Origin of the sequence: Microcoleus sp. S1D4, from assembly GCF_036700765.1 — a bacterium.
Lineage (GTDB): Bacteria > Cyanobacteriota > Cyanobacteriia > Cyanobacteriales > Microcoleaceae > Microcoleus.
This window is the reverse complement of sequence record NZ_JAUBPP010000001.1, coordinates 299,437-322,405: the sequence shown is the minus strand read 5'-3', so window position 1 is coordinate 322,405 and position 22,969 is coordinate 299,437. Positions and strand designations below refer to the sequence as shown.

The following is a 22,969-nucleotide window of genomic DNA, read 5'->3' as shown; positions in this document are numbered from 1 at the left end:
CCGGGTTTCTTAGATTAGTTTGGCATCCTACCAAAGATTTTTCGAGAGAAATCCGGTTTCTCAATGTTGGTGTTCCAGACGGTATTAATTAATCAACTGCTTGAACGCATCGTGTTCGCGAATTTTTTCTAAATCAACTTCGGTTTTTGCTAACTGTTTACACAAATTAGGATTGAGATTGAGGGCGCGCTTTAAATTTTCAATTGCTAATTCAATTTGACCTTGTAGCGCATAGCATCGGGCTTTGTTGTACCAAATCCTGTAAAAGTCAGGCCGGATTTTAGCAGCATTGTCGTAGGAAGCGATCGCTGCTTCGTATTTTTGCAGTTTTGAGAGTGCAACGCCTCGATTGTTCCAAGCGTCAGTATAATCATTCTTGATTTGTAGGGCTTTATTGTAGGAAATTACTGCTTGTTCGTATTCCTGCATTTTGGAAAAAGCAACGCCTCGGTTGTTCCAAGCATCGGCGTAGTCGGGTTTGGCTTGGATGGCTTGTTCGTAACAGCCGATCGCCTCCGGGTACTTCTGCAATTCCAACAATACTACGCCTCGGTTGTTCCAAGCGTCGGGATACTGCGGGCGAATTGTCGTAGCTTGTTCGTAGGAGGCGATCGCCTCTGGATAGCGCTGCATTCTAGTGAGCACTACTCCCCGGTTGTTCCAGGTATCTGCTAAATCCGGCTGAATTTGCAGGGCGAGATTGTAAGCTGCGATCGCATCTTCGTAGCGGTTTTCAAAGAAACAAGCATCTCCCTGTTTGGCATAGTCTCCCGCCGTCAATAACTGTTGGTAATTGCCGTAGTTAACCGGAGTAAATTCTTGAATTTGGGCGTCGGGCAATAACAAGTCTGTTTCTGCATCCGCTTGGTGACTTTGGTGTTTAATTTCCCCTAAAATGCCTTCAGCATCGGAAATTAATAGTTTTAATTGAGAGATGGTATCGTAATGGAGACTTTCGATTTCTTGGCGAGCACTTGTTGTCTGCTGGGACAATTTATTAAACAGAAACCAAACCCCGACTCCGGCTGCTGTCGGAAGCAAAGTTAAAGCAATTACCAGCCCGTTTAGCAGTGTCGCCGTGCGCCCGAAAGCAGTGTCAACTTCTTCTTGAACTCGATCGCGAATTTCTGCTTTAATTTGCTGCTCTGGCAATTGTTGCTGCACCAACAGTCCTGCCGTCCTCGGTTGTGAAGCAGAAACGCTGCAGGCGCAGACTAGAATAGTCGAAAAGGCGATCGGGCTAATACTTGCTCTAAAAATACTTGACAAACGCATTGCCTTAGTGATACGCACCTGATTTGCGATTTTCATATGTCAAGAGATGCTGGTAAGTACGATCTCAGACTAGCCCATTTGTTTACAAAGTATTAAATACAGGATATCTGTTGTGCAATCCCCTCCGATTAAGTGCTTGACGCAGGAATTGCTAGACGAAGTTACAGCTTCCTCCCGCAGCAGCCCGCGTCAGCGACAAAACTACAATTTCCACGATTTGTCAGAAAAGGTGCAGCGGTTTGTCAACGTGCTGCAACCGGGTACCTACGTGCGCCCTCACCGACACCTCCGCCCGCCTGCAGTTAACGGTTTTGAGTTTTTTGTAGTGATTCAAGGATCGGTAGGTATTCTTATTTTGAACGAAAACGGTCAAATCTTGCGATCGTTGCAAGTGGGTGCAGCCGGGCCCACTCGCGCTGTGGAACTTCCCGAGGGTACTATTCACACCTTAGTAGCTTTGGCTGCGGATACTGTGATTTTGGAGTTCAAGGAAGGGCCCTATGACGTAGCTGCAGATAAAGACTTTTTACCCGGTTTTCCGGCTGAGGGAAGTGCGGCGGCGCGGGAGTTAGTCAGGCTTTGGGAAGCTGAGTTTAAGGGTTGACTGTTGGCTGTTGGCTGTTGACTGTTGGCTGTTGGCTGTTGGCTGTTAACTGTTGGCTGTTGGCTGTTGGCTGTTGACTGTTGGCTGTTGACTGTTAACTAATAACAACTAACTAACAAATAACAAATAACAAATAACAACTAACAACTAACTAACAACTAACAAATCTAATTGTTGTCATCCGATTGTATAAATCTGGGGCGGTGCGAATGATTTTTCTCAGAAGTTCATCTGTTACCCAAAAGATGACCGGAAAGGAAAACTTGTTGCTGAATTCGCTGCAGACTAGGTTGGTAGAAACGAGGAGTCGATCGATCGACTCCACTGATTCCAAGCCGAGAATCATTAATGCTGGGGGCGTTTTGTTGTCTACTTCTGCTGCGATTGTCGTGTAGAGAGTTGTCGCCGATTTTGACAACAGCATTTGCTGCGGTTTATGGGTACAAGTTGCTTGCAGGCGATCGACTATTTGCTGCCGCAATTCCAGGGAGTTGCAGTTGACTAAAACGAAAGAAAAGTAACCTTGGGAAAGATGGATCGCTCGAATTAAGGTTGAGAATGACCGCTCGTTATATTTAGCTACATCCTGCTTAGCTGGATCGTCTTTGGCTGTATTTTCTGAGTGTTTTTCAACCATAAATTACACTTATTTTATGTTTGATCAATCTTATGGATTAAATGCTGTCGATCGAGACAATGTGAAGGGATATTTTGAATATAAAAATATTGGGCTTATCATAACACTATTTTCAAATAAAATCAATAGAACAAATAGACATATAGCAATTCTCAAGTGAGTGAAGTATTGCCCAACAGACGAATCCTCTCAAAGCCTATGAATAGCAGGCTCGACAAGAATGATTGGAAAAATCTAATTAATTAACAATTCTTCAATTTCCAAATTCCCTCAATCTAAAATCCTTCGATGCTGGCGCTGACGGCGAAGTCTCAAATCTCAAACTTTTACGATCGCGAATCCGAAGTATCTAAATCCGTACCTCCAGAAACCTGAGAAAGGCTATGTTATTATGATATCTCTAACAGATATTTCTAGGTTAACCTCAACAGTGAGGAAGCGCAAGCACGCTTAGAAGAATGCTTGTCTAAACTTAAACAGCTTAGGTTTTCCGGGTTTGCCTGGATTTTTTGAAGCTGCTTTCTCTAGAGAGAAGGTCTCGATCGAATTAGCAGATGAGTGAAGACGATGCGCCAACTATTTGTACAAGTTCCTCGGGGTTCTGGAAAAACAGTTTTAGAGATAGCGAAAGCCTGTAAAGGCACGAACTTAGCACAAATTGAAGCGACGGGAGTCGATCGAGGACTGGATCTGGTGCTGATCCACGTTTCTAATGGCGAGGTTGAGGAACTTCTCGGAAAACTGGAAGATTTGCCGGACTTAAGTGTTACTCTGCTTCCCACAGGTGTGATGTCGCTGCATCCCCCAGCCAGTGCCGCTGCAGAGCAAGTTACCAATGTTGAGGAACGCAGCCCGATCGAGATTTTTCTGGCTGGTTTGCAGAGTACAGGTTCTTGGAAAGGATTTCTTAGCTATGCCTTTTTCGCGGGAATCATTGTTTGGATTGGTTTATACACGAATACCAGCTACCTGTTAGTTGCCGCTATGTTGCTGGCGCCGTTTGCAGGGCCTGCCATGAATACCGCCTTGGCTACCGCAAGGGGCGATCTCAAACTCTTGGGGCGCAGCATTTTACGCTACTTTGCGGCCCTGAGTGTCACGATCGTTACTACGGGATTGTTGAGTTTGATTCTGCAACAGCAAAACCCCACCAGCTTGATGATTGATGGCAGCCAAATTTCCTCGGTATCGGTGCTGATTCCCCTTGCAGCCGGAGCCGCCGGAGCGCTATCCCTGGTTCAGTCCGATCGCAGCAGCTTGGTTTCAGGAGCGGCTACCGGAATGCTGGTATCGGCTTCGCTAGCTCCCCCTGCTGGTTTGATTGGCATGGGGGCGGCAATTGGTCGTTGGGATCTGGCCGTCAACGGCGTGTTTTTACTGCTGCTGCAACTCGGCGGCATTAATTTAGCTGCTGCGCTGATGTTTCGTCTGTTTGGGCTATCGACTCAAGGAAGTCGCTACGCGCGGGGGAAACGCGGTGTGTTCCCGGCGGCGGTGGGAGTTAGCGCGATCGTACTCACGGCATTAATGATCTGGCAATTTTCCAATCGGCCTAACCTCCAGCGTTCTAGTCTCGCTCAACGGGCAAATTCTCAACTGCAGGAGGTTGTAAAGCAAAGCGATTCAGCCAAGCTGGTAGAATCCAACGTTCGCTTCACCAGAGCCGACAATCCGGGGGATGATATTTTGCTGTGTCAAGTTTACGTTCAGCGTCAGCCACAAGTCACGCGATCGGCTCAACAAATTCGCACCGATCTCACCAGAGCCATCCAAACTCGCTTGTTGAAAGAAGATTTTAAGGCAACACCATTGGTAGATGTCACCGTGTTAGAAGCCCCTCCGATCTAGCCTTTCTTAAAAAGGTGACAAATTAGTCGATTTGAGATTGGAGATTGAGGGATTGAGCGATCGATACCTCATAGGAGAAATCTAACTGCTATGTAATATCATGTCCGGTGGACTGACTACAAACCGATCGCATTTAGTTAAAAATACCAAAAAATCAACTACCATTCTCAGCCAGCGGCAAAGTAAACCAAAAAATTGCCCCAGCACCGGGACTGCTAATTACCCCAATTTCCCCGCCGTGAGCGCCAATAATTTGCCTGCAAAGATATAAACCCAAACCCAAACCCACCGAGTGTCGGGATTGATAACCCCTCACATAAAGGTCAAACAGATGTTCGCACTGTTCCGGCAATATTCCCACCCCGTCATCTTCAACCGTACAGTAAATCATGCTATTTTGGGAATTAGTAATTGCTAATTGGTAATTAGTAATGGGTAATTTTTCTATATTTTGTTTGGTTTTGCTTTGATTAATTTTGATTTGTTTTGCCGTTATTATTTGAGCGAAAACCGTTAAATTTAATCCGGGCATATTGTGTTTCAAAGCATTAGAAATTAAATTAGAAAACACGCGCCACAACTGAGTAGCATCAGCATTCACGGCGGGTAAATCATCCGGCACTAAATTTTTAAAAGTAGCTTGAGCCTCATTCATTAAAGGCTCCAAATCAGCCGCCGCTGCTTCCACTACCGCCCTCAAATCTACCCGATCGCAATGCAGAAACAAACCGCCCAATTCTCCGGCGTGAATTTCCAACAGCGAATTGATCAAGCGCAACTGCTGTTCGCTACCTTGAATCATCCGATCCAAAACAGAACGGGGAATTGCGATCGAATCTCCAGTTTTTGTTTGCCAATTTTTCAGCACCATTAACATTCCCGCTACCGGGTTTCGCAAGTCGTGAGAAAGAGCGTGAATAAACAACCGCTGCGATTCTTGTGCCTGTTTGCGCTGCGTGATATCCTCCATTAAACCCTCATAATAAAGCAAGGAACCGCTGCTATCTCGTACTGCCCGCGCTTTCTCGGAAATCCAGACAATACTGCCGTCACAGCGGTAAATTTTAGATTCAAAATCCGATACTGTGCCGCTTTCCTCGATCGATCGCAAAAACTCATTTCTGCGATCGGGATCGACGTACAACTGCCGATCGATATCAGTAAATTTTGCCGTCACCTCTTCGGGAGAATTGCAGCCGTAAATCCGCGCCAAAGCTGGATTTGCAGTAATATAGCGTCCATCGGGAGTGCTTTGAAAAATTCCCTCGCCGGCATTCTCAAAAATGCTGCGGTACTTCGCCTCCGCCACCTCCAATTGTTGGTAAGCAGATTCCAACTTGCGTCTGGTACTAAACTCTTTTTGTTGCAGACATTCGTACCAATAAACCGACAAATCGCAAATCAAACAAAACCAAAATAAATACAAGTAAAACCCGGTCAGCCTAAAAGCACTATACTTAGCAAAACTTAAATTTAAAACCAAATTTATCCCGATGTGGCAGCACAAAACGCCGAGTTGAGAAATTAGGTGAAGTCGCCAGCGGACGGGCATCAGCGTAGCTTGGATCAGAAACGCTAAAGTCCAGGTAAAAATCGGTAATTCTCCGGATCCTGCTACAGCTAACCCAAGCTGTATAATGACCGTCAGCGACCACGAAAATCCCAAAAACAGCAAGCCGGGATAGCGCTGTCCAAAGGAGGTTTTTTGCAGCACAAAACAGCTCAGCAAACCTATTTCTACAGCAGCGCTAGTGTACAAATAAACACTTTTAAATTCCTGGCGGACGAAGAATGCTTCGCCCATAAAATAGACAGTTATTGTCAAGGCAAAAAAGATGGCAATTCCGACAGCAGGGCGCAGCCGATCTTGGAGGAAGCGATTGCGCCACACCTCGTAAGCTGTTAACGCTTGAACTGATTTTGCATTGCCCAAATAGTTCATACCATTTTAGATTTGAGATTATATTAATTCGGGTTGCACCGTCAGGTGACTGTGGACTGTTGACTGTTGGCTGTTGACTGTGGACTGTTGACTGTTGGCTGTTAGCTGTTGGCTGTTGACTGTGGACTGTTGACTGTTAGCTGTTGACTGTTGACTGTTGACTGTTGGCTGTGGACTGTTGACTGTGAGTCGAAAAACTTACCCGTTGCGCTTATGCTTTGGTTGTCGCTTGACTCGACTTTCAGGAAAGATGAGAAAGCGCGGATTTTAGATTAGAGATTAAAGAATTGGGAAAGATCGATCGCCCGAATTGACAAGCGAATTTCAAAGGTGGTACAAGCCTCCGGATTTATCCGTGGAATTAATCCAAAATCTAAAATCTAAAATCCTCAAGCCCCCGAATTTATCCGTGGAATTAATCCAAAATCTAAAATCTAAAATCTAAAATCTAAAATCGAATGACAGCAGGTAGCGAAAACCAGAAAGTCGAGCCGCCTCCGGGAGTGCTCTCGACACCGATTTCGCCGCCGTGAGCTTTGATAATTTGCTTGGAGAGGTAAAGTCCCAAACCCAGTCCTGTTAATTGTCGGCTATTGGGGTCTTGAACGTAAAGTTCAAACAGAGATTCCTGCTGTTTGGGGCTGATTCCTACTCCATTATCTGTTACAGTACAGCGAACCATTTTTACGGTAGCTTCGGGCAATTTGTCGCCGATATTGCCAATTTGAGCCTGATACGGGGGGATTTGACAACTGCTTTCGGGGTGAAGTTCGGTCAGGGTTTCCCGATTTTTCTGGGCGGTGTCGCGCATCCCCGGACGATCGCCCGCAGCAGGTATCTGGTTAGCGATACAGCGGGCGATCGGATTATTGGAAGATGTTAAAAATTGTGAATTTTCTTCAAAATTTAGCGTTTTTTCAAATTCAATTACCTCAGCTTTAAAAGTGATATTGACTCCCGGATGATTGTGTTTGATCGCATTAGTTAGCAGATTTTCCAGCACCCGCTGCAAGTGTTTGCGATCGGCACATACTAGCGGCAAATTTAGCGGAATTTTGTGAGTAAAGATTGCTTGATTTTTGGCTAGCATCGGTGCTAAATCGGCAATAATTGCTGAAGTTAAAGGCTGCAATTCCAGCGGTTCGGGATGGATAAAAATACCTTTTACTTCGCTAGCGTGAGCGTCGAGGAGGGAATTAACCATAGTCAATTGGTGTTCGCTGGCCTGAACGATGCGCTGCAAAATCGATCGCGAAACCGGAACATCCTGTAGAGACTCACAGGACGATTTGTTGAGCAAATTTTTCAGCAATATCAACATTCCCATCACTGGAGTGCGGAGATTGTGAGAAACTGCGTGCAAAAATAAATCTTTGAGACGGTTGCTTTCTTGCAGTTCGTGCATTTTTTGCTGCAGTTGGCTGGTGCGTTCTTCGACTTGAGATTCTAAGTTGGCATTGAGTTCTTTTACTTGCTGCAAAAGTTCGGCTTGCTGGAGGGCGATCGCCACTTGGGTAGCGAGTTTTTCTAACAAATCAATTTCAAATTCCTGCCACTGGCGGGGCCCAGAACACTGGTTGACGGCCAAGATCCCGAAAAGTTCATCGCCGAGGACGATCGGCACATTTAACGTCGCCCGAATTTGATAGTCGCTATATAATTGGACAACTCGATCGCCATTTTGCACCGTAGCAGCATCGGAGACAATTCGGACGCGGTTGTTAGCATAAAAAGTTTTCTGCGCTTCGAGGTGATTCTCGTCAGTGAGCACCAGCCCCACAATAGAACGGTATTGGACACCGACAGACTCAGCGACAATTTTACCGTACACCGGGCTGGGAAGATTTGCCCCGCCTGCGTCCATAATACCGATGAAAGCGCGATCGGCCTTGAAAAATTGCCGGACTTCGGCAACAGTAGTATTGAGAATTTCTTCGAGGTCGAGGGAGTGGCGAATTCGCAGGGCCATTTCTGAAAGCAGCCGATCGCGCTCGGAGGATGTCCGCAAAGCAGCTTCGGCGCGGTGACGTTCGGTAACGTCTTGGACTGTGGCGGCTATGATGTTTGAGTGAATTGCTGACTGTTCGCAGACAGCGCGCACTCCGCCGTCAGGGAGCACAATTCGATAGTTAATGGAGTAGGGTTTGCGCTCAAACATCGCTTGACATTGCGATCGCGCCACCAATTCTCGGTCTTCTGGATGTACGGCTTGCAAAAAAACTTCTGGTGTCGGTTTGACAGTTCCCGGAACCAAGCCCAAGAGGCGATAAAGCTCGTCCGACCATCGCAGTTCGATATTGGATGATATATTTTTTTCTGCCGATTGTTCGCAACGATCGGCCTGCTTGATGGCGGTGAAATTTAAATCCCAATTTCCTAACTGAGCGATGCGCTGAGCGTTAGCTAAACTGGCTTCGCGATCGCGCAACAGAGCGGCCGTGCGGCCCAGGAACTCCAGCGCTTGCTCGCGTTCAGCCACGGCTGCAGCCAACATCAGGGCCATAAGGGCGATCGTACCAGTAAAAGCTTGTAAAAATAAAACCGCCTGTTGCAGATTTTCGCTTCTGACCAAAAACGGGCCGCCTCCCTGCACCGCTCCCAAAATCGCGATATAAGACACGATCGAATAAGCAAAAATCGCTCCCGACTGACGAAATCGCAAAGCGGCCCAAACTATCAGAGGAAAAGGCAAATATTCCAGTGGATACAGAGCGTTTGCTGCCTGTGCTTTCGAGCAAAAAACTATCGAACTAACACTCACTAATAAAGTTAGCCATAGAGCTATTTCTGAATAATTTAAAATTACAAAATGTACTTTATAGCGATTCTTATTTTGAAATATTGATAAATAATTAGTAATTTGCAAGCGGTAATTTGCCCACTTAAAAAATGCTAAAAAACTTGAAATAATTCGATCTTTTCTTGAAACATGAAAACTTTTAAAGGCGTGATTTAAAGTCAGCAGCACCGGTGTGACGATCAAGATTCCCATACCGTCTCCGAGCCATGTAGTCCACCAATTCCGAGAGAAATTGCTCCACTGAGCCCAACCAAAAATGCAAGTACCCAAATTGCCGAGGGTAGAACCCACTAAAGTAGACCCGATGACAGCGCCGGCTACTAAAGCCAGAACATCTCGCAGTCGATCGAGCTTAGTAGAAAATCCGCTGCGACTGAGCACGGCCTCCCCAGCCAGCGCTTGTACGGTGACGCTAAAGGCTGACGTGACAATGACGGCGAAGGGTACACTAGCTCCGGCGGTTGAGTTTAACAGCACCGAACCGAGGGCAATTCCGGGCCACATCCGCCGCCCTTGCAGCAGCAATGTCGCCAGAGCAATACCGGCGGGCGGCCACACCGGGGAGGCTTCGGCTTTTACCAGTCCCAGTACCGACACTGCGAGTTTTCCGGTGACAAAGTAGGCCAGGCCGAGGATGCCGGCGGAAAGAAGCAGTCGAGTGCGGTGGTTGAGCAGTTTCATGGTTTGTGCGATCGAATCCTCCATTGCTACTCTTTAATTTAGGCGGATGACGGGCGATCGAACTTCCTCCTAGGGAATCACCTGACAGGGGGAGAGGGGAGAGGGTTGGAAGCGGGGGAGAAGGAGGGTCGGAAGAGGGGGAGAGGGGGAGATTGGGAGATTGGGAGAGGGGGAGAGTGGGAGAGGGGGAGATTGGGAGAGGGGGAGAGTGGGAGAGTGGGAGAGGGGGAGATTGGGAGAGGGGGAGATTGGGAGAGGGGGAGATTGGGAGAGGGGGAGATTGGGAGAGGGGGAGATTGGGAGATTGGCAGAGTGGGAGAGGGGGAGATTGGGAGAGGGGGAGATTGGGAAAATTAGTAATTAGTAATGACCAATGACTAATGACCCATTACCCCTAACAAATGACCAATGACTAATGCCCAATGCCCCATGCCCCATGCCCCATGCCCCATGCCCCATGCCCCATGCCCCATGCCCCATGCCCCATGCCCCATGCCCCATGCCAAATGATTTCTTAAAATCCAAAACCCCGCTTACCATCCGGCTTAGTAGTCAACCAGTTTGTCTTTGCCATTGCTAGTTGTTCATCGCTAACTGTAGCGTCAGTCAGATTCGCGCCGCACAAATTTGCACCCCGCAAATTCGCCTTACTCAAATAAGCGCCCGTCAAATCAGCACCTCGAAAATCCGCGCATTCAAAATTAGCAGTGCTGCAATAAGCTTCAGTCAAATTTGCCGATCGCAAATTCGCATTAATGAACCTCGCATGACCCAAATTCGCACCCGACAAATCCGCAGCTTGCAAATTGGCCTTGACCAATCTAGCCTGATAAAAATTTCCCCCCGCTAACTGCGCTTTTTGCAGTTGCAAACCCGACAGTTCGCAGTCAGCAAAATCGCGCTTCCCCTTAAAATATGCCGCTCGCAAGCTGCTGCTGTCCCACTTAACAACAGCTTTCGTGACCTTCGGCGCTGCTGAATTGCTGTTGGAAAATGCCGCAGTTCCGAAAGTTCTGCCGGACTCTGCCAGACTACGGGAAACTCTCGGCTGCATCCCCGTATTTCCAGACTGGGTGAATCCAGTTCTACCGCGAATAGTGTGGTTTGTTCGCAAATCTTCATTGATTTTGCTTTTCGGCGACGACCACGAAGAACCTTCTTCATTAAAGATCGTCGGTTCTTCCACCGTGCGGATAGAGGAGTTGAATTCAGTTGCTAAACCCTTGTAAAGGTCAGCGTCTTCATGTTCGCCATTTAGAGCTTTGATGACATCTGCAGCAGATTGAAAGCGGTGGCCGACTAGCGGCTTGAGCATTTTCTCAAGAATCCGTGAAAAACTTGGGCTCAACTGAACGTGGGGCTGCCAAATAATTTCGCCAGTTACGGCATCGAAATCTAAATCCTTGGGCGATTTTGCTGTCAGCAAGTACAAGCAAGTCATTCCCACGGCGTAGATATCGCTGGCAAATATCGGCCGCAGCGCCATTTGTTCCGGGGGAGCAAAACTAAACGTGCCGACTGAAAATTTCGTGTTAGCCCCTTGGTCAGCGGGGTCTAATAATAGCGTTTGGTTAACTTGGTCTTTTACCGCACCGAAGTCAATCAAAACTAAGTGATTATCTTGACTGCGGCGAATAATATTTGCCGGCTTAATATCTCTATGAATTACTCCTTGGCTGTGGATGTATTGCACTACTGACAGAATTTCTAATAGAAAATTTTTAACGTCTGATTCGTTAAAACGCCCTGATTGCTTGACTTCTTGTTTCAAAGTCGAGCCTTTAACATACTCTTGAACTAAGTAAAATTGCCGCTCGATTTCAAAATAATCTAGCAGCCTCGGTACTTGCGGGTGGTCGCCCAGTTGGCCGAGGGTTTTCGCTTCTCGCTTGAATAATTCCCGCGCCATTTCTAAAACTCGCGGTGACGAACTGCTGGGTCGCAATTGCTTAACCACGCAACTCGGTTGACCGGGTAAAGAAATGTCTTTTGCCAGAAATGTAGCTCCAAAACCTCCTTGTCCCAAAGGTTCAATAACTCGGTAGCGAGCGCGCAGCAATAGCCGCGCGCCGCACGTCTGACACTGGAGAATAGAGTCAGCAGGATTTTGAGGATTGGGACAGCCGGGATTTACGCAGTAGCTCATATTGATTGAGTTTGCCTATGTTTTTCTGATTTTGTCAGCTTCGCTCGACTGCACAAATTCCCTGACAGCGCCTCTGTTAGAAATACTTATCTATACAGTTGCTGGCGGGCTGTGCATCCGGTTGCGAATTGGAATTGCACCTAAGTCTTTGAGGCCGATATCTCTTCTCTATTCTGATTATGTCGCTGCTGTGAGTTTTTTCGGTAGATCATTCTGGAAGATAGTTTAAAGACTTGCTAAAGTTGCCCTTTTATGTGTAAAGTCTTTCTAAACTTAGGTGCTTTTGGCGTTGTTAGATATCCCTAGCATACCTCATGTTCTGAATGAGAATGCTACTCATCCGCCAGCCGCCATCAAGCTTTAGACCGATCGCTCTTTTGTGCTTATCTATACCGCAATCGTATTGACAATATTTAACAAGTGTGATAAGGGGTTCCCATAATTGATTCTGGGACTGCAGAGTCATCAAACGGCATTCAACAGAAGGTAGAATGCAGGAGGCATCCGTCAGAAGGCATCCGTCAGAATTTTTGATTTTTCTTCATAACTACGGACTACGGACTACGGACTACGGACTAATGGCGACTAAGACTAAGAGGGCGGGCACGCACCATCCACCGCCCCTACTAGCTACGGACTACTGACTACGGACTACTGACTAATGACTACTGACTACTAACTACTGACAAAATTATGCGTATTTCTCTAAACTGGCTGCGGGAATTGGTCGATGTGACAATATCCCCAGAAGAATTAGCCGAAACCCTGACAATGGCCGGGTTTGAAGTCGAAGAAATCGAAGACCGCCGTACTTGGGCCGACGGCGTAGTATTGGGCAAAATAGTCGCCTGCGAACAGCATCCCAACGCCGACAAATTGAGAGTTTGTCAAGTCGATGTCGGCAAATCAGAAGCCTTGAATATTGTTTGCGGCGCACCCAACGCTAGGGCAGATATTTACGTACCCGTCGCCGTTGTCGGCACTTTTTTGTCAACAATTGATTTAAAAATTAAACCTGCTAAATTGCGCGGTGTTCCTTCCGAAGGCATGATTTGTTCTTTAGCGGAATTAGGCTTGTCTAAAGAATCTGCCGGAATTCACATTTTTGAACTAGAAAATCCCGAATTGGGCAGCGATATTCGCCCGCTTTTGGGTTTGGATGATGTGATTTTAGACTTAACAGCAACTGCTAACCGTGCAGACGCTTTGAGTATGGTGGGCGTGGCGCGGGAAGTGGCGGCGCTGACTGGGGCGAGTTTGAGAATTCCCGCCGCCGGTGGTGTTGCAATTGAGGACAAAAAAAGCGCCGGTTTAGCAGTAGAAATATCGGAACCGCAAGCCTGCCCGATTTACATCGGTACGGAAATTGAAGGTGTGAAAATCGCACCGTCTCCAGCTTGGTTGCAGCAGCGGTTGCAGGCGGCGGGTGTGCGGCCGATTAATAATGTGGTTGATGTAACTAATTACATTTTATTGGAATGGGGACAACCGCTGCACGCTTTCGATCGCGATCGGCTACAATCTTTCACAGGTAATTCCGATGTCAGCATCGGCGTGCGCTTTGCCAAAACCGGGGAATCCTTCAAAACATTGGACGGACAAAACCGCAATTTGCAACCGCAAAATTTGTTAATTACTGCTAGCGACAAACCGGTAGCTTTGGCTGGGGTAATGGGCGGCGAAGACACGGAAGTTCACGAAGAAACTCAAAATTTGGTATTGGAAGCAGCGATTTTTGACCAAGCAACGATTCGCCGTTCTGCCCGCGCTCAAGGCCTGCGCAGCGAGGCTTCGATCCGCTACGAACGGGGGGTGAATCAGGCGGCTTTGACGACGGCGTGCGATCGCGCTGTTGCCCTAATTTTGCAGTGGGCGGGCGGTGCTGCGACGGTGCAGAAAACGGCGAGTTCCGGGGAAGATTTGAGTTTTTCGCGGACGATTGAATTGCGTCTGGATCGAATTAATCAGGTTTTAGGGCAGTTAAAAAGAGGAGAAACGGGCGGTTGTCAATATTTGGAACCGGAAGAGGTGAAAAATATCCTCACAGCCTTGGGATGCGAAGTTGTTGCTACTGAAAAAGCACGGGTTTTTGCGATAACTGTTCCTGCTTACCGCTACCGCGATTTAGAAAGGGAAATTGATTTAATTGAAGAAGTGGCCAGACTTCACGGTTACGACAATTTCTGCGATACTTTACCCAGCGAAACAGAACCGGGTTATCTATCTCTAGAATACGCGCAAGTGCGGAATGTGCGATCGGTTTTTCGGGCGGCCGGTTTGACGGAGTTGATGCACTATTCTTTGGTGAAAACCGAGGGAGAAAATCAGGTTGTGCTGGCTAATCCGCTGTTTGTTGAGTATTCAGCTTTGCGGACTGAGATGCTGTCGGGTTTGATTGATGCTTTTGGGTACAATTTGGAGCAGGGAAACGGCGCGCTTAACGGTTTTGAGGTAGGCCGCATTTTCTGGAAAGACGGGGATGTAATGAAAGAGTCAGATGCCGTTGCGGGGATTATTGGCGGCGACCCGACGGCGTGGAAATGGCAGCAGGGCGGGCGCGATCGACCTTTGACTTGGTTTGAGGCTAAAGGTGTCCTAGAAAGCGTGTTTCAAGGGTTGGATTTGGCGGTGGAATATGCCAGCGATTCGTCTAATGGGCGCTTGCATCCGGGGCGCACGGCCGCCCTATCGTTAAACGGGAAACAGTTAGGAGTTTTCGGACAGTTACACCCGCAATTGCAGCAGGAAAAAAGTTTGCCGGAACAAGTTTACGTGTTTCAATTAGATTTGGCGGTGTTGTTGGATGAGTTAGGGCGATCCTCTACGAGGGCTTCGCTAACGAGCAATTCGACTCGCAAATTCGCGGGTTATTCGAGTTTCCCGGCTTCTGACAGGGATATTGCCTTTTTTGCACCGATGGAGGTTCCGGTTGTGGAGATGCAAAGTGCGATGAAGAAGGCGGCTGGTAGTTTGCTTTCTTCGGTGGAATTGTTCGACGAGTATCGCGGCGAAAACGTACCGGCGGGACAACGTAGTTTAGCATTTCGGTTGATTTATCGATCGGGCGATCGAACATTAAGCGAAACAGATGTCGAACCAGCCCAACAAAAAGTCCGCGATGTTTTAGTTGAGAAATTCGGCGTTAGTCTGAGAAGCTAACTGTTCGTAGTAAGGACGAGCATCCGCATTCAAGAAAAAATAAATTCCTCAGTGCGAACCTAAATCCCAGGTTTGTACTGAGGACTTCATTCCTCAAAAGTTAGACATAACATTAATAACTTAGTGGACGCAACATCTCCGATACAAAAAAACAACAATCAGGAAATTGCAAAGGAGAAATACTCGCATCATCTCCAAGAACTACTATACTCTCATAACCATCCTGACTCGGTTCTCGGAATACGTGAAGTTGCCGATGATTAACATCCAAAACCCAATAATCTGCAATTCCAGACTCAGCATAAATTTTCGCTTTTATGCCGCAATCCGTTCTCAGAGTAGTATCTGCAACTTCAATAATCAGATAAATTTCTGAAGGAGTTGGATGGTGGTCTTCATAGTAAAGTGGATCTGGTATCACTACAGAAATATCCGGTTCAGGTTGAGAGTAATTATTCAGTCGGACAGAATCATGTATACTCAGAAATACCAAACTTCCCAAAGATTTTTGCAGTAGTTCCATTGTACGTTTCACCACTGCACAATGTGGGGGAGTTTTCGCAGCCTTATTTACTATCTGCCCTGCCAATAATTCTACCCGTTCATCTCCATCAAGAATACCAGCTTCAACCATCCGGTGATATTCATAAATATTCAGCAGCCGAATATCCAATAAAGTCATAGTTACCTCATCCCCTCTAACAAAAATCTCTCTTCTTTCCTTCTCTCCCTCTGCGCCCTCTGCGCCCTCTGCGGTTAATCAATCTTATCCAAAAAAAATCTTTAAATCCTGCTACACTCATTGTACAATAAATTTTAAACAAATTCATCCAAGGCTCAAAACCGTGACCAAATATGTAATGTGGGGAAGTTACTGCGAAGACGTTCTCGAAAAACGCGCACCATTTCGAGACGCGCACCTAGCCGGACTTGCTAAACAAAAAGAATCGGGTGTATTGATTACCATCGGCCCCACAAAAGACTTAACAAAAGTTTTTGCGATTTACGAAGCTGCAGACGAAACGGCAGTGCGAGAATTAGTTGAAACCGATCCTTATTGGCTCAATGGGATTTGGACTGAGTACAACGTCAAAGAGTGGATTCAAGCATTTTAAAGGAGTTAACAGGGTGAACATCTTAAGACTAGGCGACGAGGAACTGGTTCCAGTAGACTATGGCGATTTACTGGACAAGATTTTAGAAACTTTGCAGACCAAAAACCCATTTAGCGTATCAGAAGACCGCCGTCGCTTGTTAATTGATATTGACACCATTGCTGCGGATGTTGCCCAAAAGGAAGTGCAAAGACCCTTGGGTTCTTCTGAACGTAAAGCAGATTCTGCTACTGTTAATTTCCCAGCGGAAGTAGAGGAAAATTTTGGGAGTCAAGTCAGGCAGATTAGAGAGTGTTTGCGGCAGCAACTATCAACTAAATTGCCACAAAATACTTCGGTCGAAAGTTTTGTCGCTAATTTGATTAGTCCTTTAGATTCACCCTTTTTTCGGGGAAGTGGCCAAGAGTTAGGCTTCAAATACGATTTTGGCACCCGCCACCCTTTAGAAAAAGAAAAGCTAACTTTGCAGAGCGTTGGTTCTGGTAGCCATGCGACTTTAAAACTGCATAAATTAACGATTGCTGTCCGAAATACTGATATTTTTGAACAAGAACTTAAGCAGGGTTTACAAAATTATATCAATGAAAATGCCGAGAATAGCAGTGAAAAAGAAGACCTTAACCATCGTCTTGATGAGATGGTTAAAAATCCCGACTCTGATTTTCATAAATTAATCCGACTGGTAGACAAAGAAACTCTCGGAAAAATTCAAAAAGAAGCTAAGATTACTTACTTGGAATATCTGCTAGAACACATCCGCGCTAGCAGCACAGATACTGTAGGCGTAATCTATTTAGAAGACTTGATTCGTCGCCTCAGATTGATAGAAGAATACATCAACGATCCAAATAAATCCGCTGGTGATTATGAGGTAAATTATGCTGGTATTCGAGTTAATTACAGAGAAATTTTCGCGAGATCCGAAGTCCTAGATGCACTGCCAATTATTCCTATTGTATCAGGTTACTTGGGAGAAAGTACGGACAATTCTCGTAACGAACGTAAGTTTGTATTTGGTCTAAAAATCAAATTTGACAATCCAGTTCAAGCGCGCGGTGGAAAAGAAGTATTTGAATATAATCTGAATCTGCTAAATCCAGATAGTGAAGAACACAAAGCAGAATTTGAGGAGGATTCTAATACCGAAATTTTTGTACGCAAAGTCTTAAAACTAGCATTGCTGTACTATTTTGTGTTTGCTTCCCGCAGCAACCCACTAGCACAAAATTATGATCCTGAATCTGAATTCAATCATCAGCCGATCGCCATATTTGAGCAAAGAGTATTGCCAGTATTACAAGGTTCTGACGATGAGGCAAAAAGAGAGCTATTTCGCAACTTTATTAAAGGATTCAATCAGTTTAATATAAAGCACAAAATTACGCATCTAAAAAGAATGCTGAAAGGCTTTCTGGAGCGGCAGACAATTTTGCCAAGCCGCACAGAAACGCGACACGTAAACCTCAAACTAGGTCTAGTAGAAGATATTGACAATATTTTGACTAATGGTAAATTTTTTAATGAAATTATGGAGCGAAATTACAAGCAAACGCTTCATTATATTACCGTCAAAGAACCTAGTGTCGATGAAAAATCTATTTGTCAGCTACCAGTCAAGATTACCATAGAAGATGTCCGCTATTTTCCTACTGATGAACGCCAAAATTTCAGCATGGAGTACAATATTAAAGGTATCGATGTTTTGCCTGTACTTTCTGCACCTAAAGCCGATCGCTCTAGAGCAATCTACAACAAGCATTTTAAGACCAAATTAGTTTTGTTTCCCTATGACGACAGACGACTAGACAGTGGTGATAAAGGTTTGCAGCCTGCGGCGACTTTTGTGTATAAGTTTACCATGCTGCTGCTGTCTTATATCTGTCTGAAAATATTGCTCGAAAATGCTGCGGACAACTTGTTTATTCCGATGGTGAGACTCCATGAAGGCGACGAAAAAAACCCTTCGCCCTCAGAAAAGTTTATGGCTAATCTTTCCAAAACCTTGTCTCATATTTTGAGTGAAAAACAACGCTCAACTTCTCAAGGATTTCGGATTAAAAAAGAACCCAAGGGTTACACAATTCGTAACGGTTTGAGTTCGATGTATTCAATTCTGCCGAAAAAATTTAGATTTAGCAATGTACAGCTAGCTCCAGAGTTGGACAAGTTAGCAATTATTGTTGTTTCCAGCCGAGATAGTGATGCGAAAAAAAACAATCAAAATCGCTTCCAAAGACAAGCCAGCTTAATTGGAGAAGTGGTCGGAATCAATCGTATAGACGACAGCACAATTCAAGTTGAAATGCTTAAAACATTTTCCGAGAATTACAGTGTCAGCCGTCTTTATTCTGAGCCGTTAATCCTTGAAGATGTGATGAGTCAGCTTTATCGACAAGGATATCGGAATTTCGCATATATTTCGCAAGCACCTTACATGAGTAGGCTGCATATTACCAAGACAGAGGAAGATGAGGAATTATCTTTTATGTCAAAAAAACTGCTCCGAACTTTGAAAGGAGAGCGTCGAGATATCAAAATCTATCCGATATTCTTTGACAAATACTATGTCCGCAGTTTTCTCGGTGATCAGGGAAAATCTTTTTATATTCAGGATGCAATGGAACTTGAAAACTTGTTTGCAGATACCAATCAGCAAGCTGTGATGTTTTTTAACTTATTTAGCGGGATTAAAGTCAAGGAGGAAAAAAACTTTTACAACGGTGTGATTTCCTACTCGACGCTATTGCATATATACGAAGGTGTTCTGGATGACCAAGACATTCACCAAGGCTTAATTTATGATGGTGCAATCAAAGATACTATACTGCACTATCTAACAGTGTTCCACTTTTCTCGGTATGAAGCTCGTCAAAATATTAGTTTAAAACTTGACCCCTACGAGCGGATTATTGGCGATGACTCGGTTGGTGCTTTGTCTATATTTAGTCATGCTGGCGGTGCAGATTTTAATTCCCTGGCATTTTTGAATAAGGTAAGAGAAGTATTGAATGTCAGTACAGGAGCTACACAATCATGATTGGTGAAGATTTTGGACGGCTGTTTGAGGTTGGATTCAACATCGGGATTCTAGCATATATTCAGCGGGAAAATATAGCTCATAATTTCGGCGATTCCTATCGTCTAGATTTGCAGAAACTAGAATTGCCAAAAATGATGGCGGAAATTACCAGGGAAGCTAATTTGCTCGGTAGTTTGGATGCTAAAATTGTTGAAAAATGGAGCCTGTTTTTTGTTCAAAAAGGCTTTCTGGGTGGGTTAAATTTCTTCCGGGAGTACATCAAATCGACAGGCTGGAATTTAAAGCTGTCGAAAATTTTGTACTGTCAGTGCAGTTTTAGTGATGCTAACAGTATCAGAACCTATAACAAGGATAAAAAAGTAGCGTTTAAAGAGGTATTATCTCAGTTTAAAATTGCGAAACCAAATTTATCAGACGATGAGATTAACTCGTACATCCGCCGCTACAAGAAAAAAGGCGAATTTTTGCAAGCTGATACTCTGATTTTGTTACAGAATGGTAGAGATTTTAGGATTCTGTGCGTTGATTTGTCTGTGTTTACTCCCCCGTTGACTTCGGAAAAAGTCGATAATATCAACGAAATAGAGGTGATGCGGAAGTCTTTGCTCAGAGAAATTAGCTATTTGCGATCGAAAAGTGTTTTTTCTAATCTGCGAATCGATACTAGCACTTTAGGGATTGATTTTTCGGAGGGTTTAAACCGCTATTTTACAGCTTTTAAGTATAAAGATAAGGAAAGCGCTAAGTTGATTCAGGCGGGTAGTTACGCTCACAGCTTCTACGGTTTTTTACAAACAACTGGGATGATTCCTGGTGATGCTGAGGTTTTGTTGAATGTTGTCGGTTATAGCGATCGCACAATCAACGCAATTTCCCTCCGCAGTGATAAAATTGACATCTTGGCGAATTGTGCCAAAATCTACCAGCAGGAATCCAAAGGTAAAGAGATTAACGATGCTCGCGGCGAAGTTTTAGATGCAACCCAGCTTAACGCCGCTCGCAGTTTTCAGAATGGCAAAAAGTTTGTCAAAGATTTATTGACTATTGGCAAAACTTCTACACCTGTGTGTAATACAGAGCGGGTAGATAACTTTGTCAATTCCATTGATATTATATCAGATAAATTGGCTGATGATTTGCAAATCGATCGCGCATTACACCTGAGAAATGCTCACGCTCAGTTAATTGTCAAAGCACTGGAATCTGAGGAAACTTACCTATTTTTGACGGGAAATCCGGGAATTGGGAAAACAACTGCGATCGCAAATTTCCTCAAAACCCATATAGACGACGGCTTTTTATTCTTTTATGTCAGTCCCCGCAAGCAAGTTAACTTAGATATTATCGAGAAATTCCGAGATCAAGAGACTCGTTTGTTGTGCGACAATAGATTATTTTGTATCAACTCAAACTCCGATATCATCAAAAGCAATTCAGGACAATGTACCGTCAACTACGTAGCTAATAACTATTACGAAAACTTTCAACAAAAAACAGTCCACTTCATCAACGATAGCGCAGAAATCCAGCGAAAAGAATATCACAAACCCCAACTTGAAAGGAAGGGAGAAACGGTAATTAAACCTACGACTGGCAAAACTAATGGAGTGCTAAATAGCGTTTGTGAGGCCATATATGCACGCATTAATTGCAAGGAATCGAACAATATTGTGGCTACAGTTTCTATTCAGTCTTTGAAGGTGACAGAATATGGGAAAAATACCCTCCAGCATTTAGAGAAGATTTTTCAAGATGCTTACAACAAGCAGGAAAAAGATGTCATACCCGCTAGAATGCAAGAAATTTCTAGCCGCATCAAACACATTTTCATTATGATTGATGAAATCACGGGAGACGACAGCGGCGTTGAGTTTCTGCATGGAATTGATAAGCTGGTAAAAAAATATGAGTTGCACAACTCAAAACATAGTTTTAATACTAAAATTATTGTAGCGGACGCTTCGATTGTTGACCCGGATGTGATTAAACAACACCTAAATGATACCTCGCCGGAACCAGATAAAATATATTTCAAAAAATTACCCAAAAAATTTGAAGAAATCCCGCCATTGCAAGCGATACCTTTTGAATTCAAACGGTTAGCTGCTAAAGTTATTAATACAAATTCCTATCCCGCTAGCAGTTTAGATATAACTTACAAAGTATTTGTAGAATGTGTCAAATTCACTGAAGATATTTCCTTAAATCCTAAGAATGATTTAGTTAAACGGGTACAGTCTCAAATAATTGAAGATATCAATCAGCGGTTAGCAATCCCTGGTGTAGAACAAATTATCGTCTACATTCAGGATAAGCGAAGATTGACTGAATTAATTGTGAGAATTCGATCTAGTCGCGACAGATTCGATCCGTTTCTCGATTATCTGGAAGTCCACGCGAATATTTCGGAAGAGGAAAAAGAGCAAATACATAAGTGCAAAAACACAGTTAAAGTAATCTTCATGACTGCATCGGGAAGTCGCGGCTTGTCTTTCCCGAAAACTAAGCATATTTTAGTAGATATTCCCCGCTTTCAGATTGAGAAAAATCTGATGGAGGTGATTCAGGTGATTTATCGGGGGCGCGGGGAAGATGATGATGGTAATACGCTGGATGGTGAAGCTAAGGAGTTGGTTTTTTACTTGTCTGATACGGCGGTTTACTATGCTGATGATGCGGAACTTTCGCTACAGGAAAGCAAGTTGAGTTTGTTGAATTTGCTGCTGATTCTGAAGACTGCGGTGATGACGCGGATTGTGGGATATGGATATTTGGGTAGGGAAAAGTTTTTGATGATTCCGATTGGCGGGAAGTCAATTTCTGCTGTGGGCGATACTTTTAGCAGCAAAATAGCGAGTTTGATTAAAGCGTTGAAAAGCGAACATCGCAGTCGCCCCCAAAATGTGTATTTTAAGGAGGTTTATGAGGGGCTGGAGGAGCTTTTGAGTCGCGGAGAGTATGAGGTTTTGCCAAATTCTGAGGAGTCTCGTGCAAAGGGCAATTCTTACTTGGAAATGCGGGAGAATTTTAATCGGAAGTTTTTGCAGATGTGCAATCCTCTTGAGGGTTTGCTGGGTTACGATCATTTAGAGATTGGTCATGTTTTGGGGAGTTTGTTATTAGTTCCTTTGGCTGATAAAAGTTTGAAGGAAAACTATCAGATGCGGCTGAATGGGGAAATTAAGAAATGTTTGGAGAATCAGTTGCTGAAAAAAATGGAGACGATCGCAAATAGTAAATCCTCTCCTGAGAATGTAAAATCGGCTATTCGGGGTGGTGCGATCGAGCTTTTGCACATTCTCAACGGCGAAATCGAGAAAACTCAGTATTTTGAGCAGCAGAGTCAGCAGTTCGATCGCTATTATGCTATACCTTTGTTTGCTTTTGTCAGCGGCGAGGAGATGCAGGAGTATTTTGCACAGACGAAGCTGGAGGAACCGGATGACAGGAGGTTTCGGGATATTTTGTCGGCTTACGTGCGATCGACCTATCCGATAGACAGTGTAATGCCGATCGGGCATAAGTACCACGAATTCCCGTTTATCGTGTTTAGAAGCTACAGTTTAGAGCAAAGCCGGGAAAAGATGTTTACCGATAAGTATCTTTTGAGTTCTAATGAGTTGAACGTACTCAATTTGATTTTGTCGAAGCAAGACGGCGGTTGAAACCGCCCGGTTTTCCATAAAAAATTGTACAATAACAAAAATGAAAATTTCCAGCAA

The 22,969-nt window shown here is 44.7% G+C and carries 12 protein-coding genes; 6 read left to right on the top strand and 6 right to left on the bottom strand.

The window, feature by feature from the left end:
• Nucleotides 1-84 precede the first annotated feature (84 nt).
• The gene (locus tag QT998_RS01320) at nt 85-1,293 is read right to left on the bottom strand and encodes a tetratricopeptide repeat protein (RefSeq protein WP_333217895.1); all 1,209 of its coding nucleotides are present in this window, start codon (nt 1,291-1,293) and stop codon (nt 85-87) included.
• Nucleotides 1,294-1,387: 94 nt separating this feature from the next.
• Between QT998_RS01320 and QT998_RS01315 the strand changes: the two genes are divergently transcribed.
• Nucleotides 1,388-1,879, top strand: coding sequence for a WbuC family cupin fold metalloprotein (locus QT998_RS01315; RefSeq protein WP_333087585.1), 492 nt, complete (start codon nt 1,388-1,390; stop codon nt 1,877-1,879).
• A gap of 151 nt (nt 1,880-2,030) precedes the next feature.
• On the opposite strand, the gene QT998_RS01310 is transcribed toward QT998_RS01315, so the two are convergent.
• Complete coding sequence (locus QT998_RS01310) at nt 2,031-2,516, bottom strand: hypothetical protein (protein WP_333087584.1); 486 nt, start codon at nt 2,514-2,516, stop codon at nt 2,031-2,033.
• A gap of 567 nt (nt 2,517-3,083) precedes the next feature.
• On the opposite strand from QT998_RS01310, the gene QT998_RS01305 reads away from it, so the two are divergent.
• On the top strand, nt 3,084-4,364 hold the full coding sequence (locus QT998_RS01305) for a DUF389 domain-containing protein (protein WP_333087583.1): 1,281 nt from the start codon (nt 3,084-3,086) through the stop codon (nt 4,362-4,364).
• 154 nt (nt 4,365-4,518) lie between these two features.
• On the opposite strand, the gene QT998_RS01300 is transcribed toward QT998_RS01305, so the two are convergent.
• The 3 genes from QT998_RS01300 to QT998_RS01290 all read right to left on the bottom strand — a co-directional run bounded on the left by QT998_RS01300 (nt 4,519) and on the right by QT998_RS01290 (nt 11,933).
• Nucleotides 4,519-6,306, bottom strand: coding sequence for a PAS domain-containing sensor histidine kinase (locus QT998_RS01300; protein WP_333113436.1), 1,788 nt, complete (start codon nt 6,304-6,306; stop codon nt 4,519-4,521).
• A 448-nt stretch (nt 6,307-6,754) separates the two neighbouring features.
• Entirely contained in the window at nt 6,755-9,811 is a 3,057-nt protein-coding gene (locus QT998_RS01295) for a sensor histidine kinase (protein ID WP_333113439.1), read from the bottom strand.
• Nucleotides 9,812-10,301: 490 nt separating this feature from the next.
• Nucleotides 10,302-11,933 carry a serine/threonine-protein kinase gene (locus tag QT998_RS01290; RefSeq protein WP_333087579.1) on the bottom strand — a complete coding sequence of 544 codons (1,632 nt, stop codon included), beginning with the start codon at nt 11,931-11,933 and terminating at the stop codon, nt 10,302-10,304.
• Between the two features lie 693 nt (nt 11,934-12,626).
• Here QT998_RS01290 and pheT point away from each other — a divergent pair.
• On the top strand, nt 12,627-15,092 hold the full coding sequence (gene pheT / locus QT998_RS01285) for a phenylalanine--tRNA ligase subunit beta (RefSeq protein ID WP_333113442.1): 2,466 nt from the start codon (nt 12,627-12,629) through the stop codon (nt 15,090-15,092).
• 112 nt (nt 15,093-15,204) lie between these two features.
• Here the strand turns inward: pheT and QT998_RS01280 are convergent, their stop codons facing one another.
• A complete protein-coding gene (locus QT998_RS01280) occupies nt 15,205-15,774 on the bottom strand; it encodes a Uma2 family endonuclease (protein ID WP_333113445.1) in 570 nt (189 codons plus the stop codon).
• A gap of 163 nt (nt 15,775-15,937) precedes the next feature.
• Between QT998_RS01280 and QT998_RS01275 the strand changes: the two genes are divergently transcribed.
• Genes QT998_RS01275 through QT998_RS01265 form a run of 3 tightly spaced genes read left to right on the top strand, consistent with a single transcriptional unit; the run spans nt 15,938 to nt 22,912 of the window.
• Nucleotides 15,938-16,207 carry a YciI family protein gene (locus QT998_RS01275; RefSeq protein ID WP_333087574.1) on the top strand — a complete coding sequence of 90 codons (270 nt, stop codon included), beginning with the start codon at nt 15,938-15,940 and terminating at the stop codon, nt 16,205-16,207.
• A 13-nt stretch (nt 16,208-16,220) separates the two neighbouring features.
• Nucleotides 16,221-19,244 (top strand): hypothetical protein, encoded by a 3,024-nt coding sequence (locus QT998_RS01270; protein WP_333113448.1) that lies wholly within the window; start codon nt 16,221-16,223, stop codon nt 19,242-19,244.
• Nucleotides 19,241-22,912, top strand: coding sequence for a helicase (locus QT998_RS01265; RefSeq protein ID WP_333113451.1), 3,672 nt, complete (start codon nt 19,241-19,243; stop codon nt 22,910-22,912). The genes QT998_RS01270 and QT998_RS01265 overlap by 4 nt, the downstream gene beginning before the upstream one ends.
• The last annotated feature ends 57 nt before the right edge of the window (nt 22,913-22,969 follow it).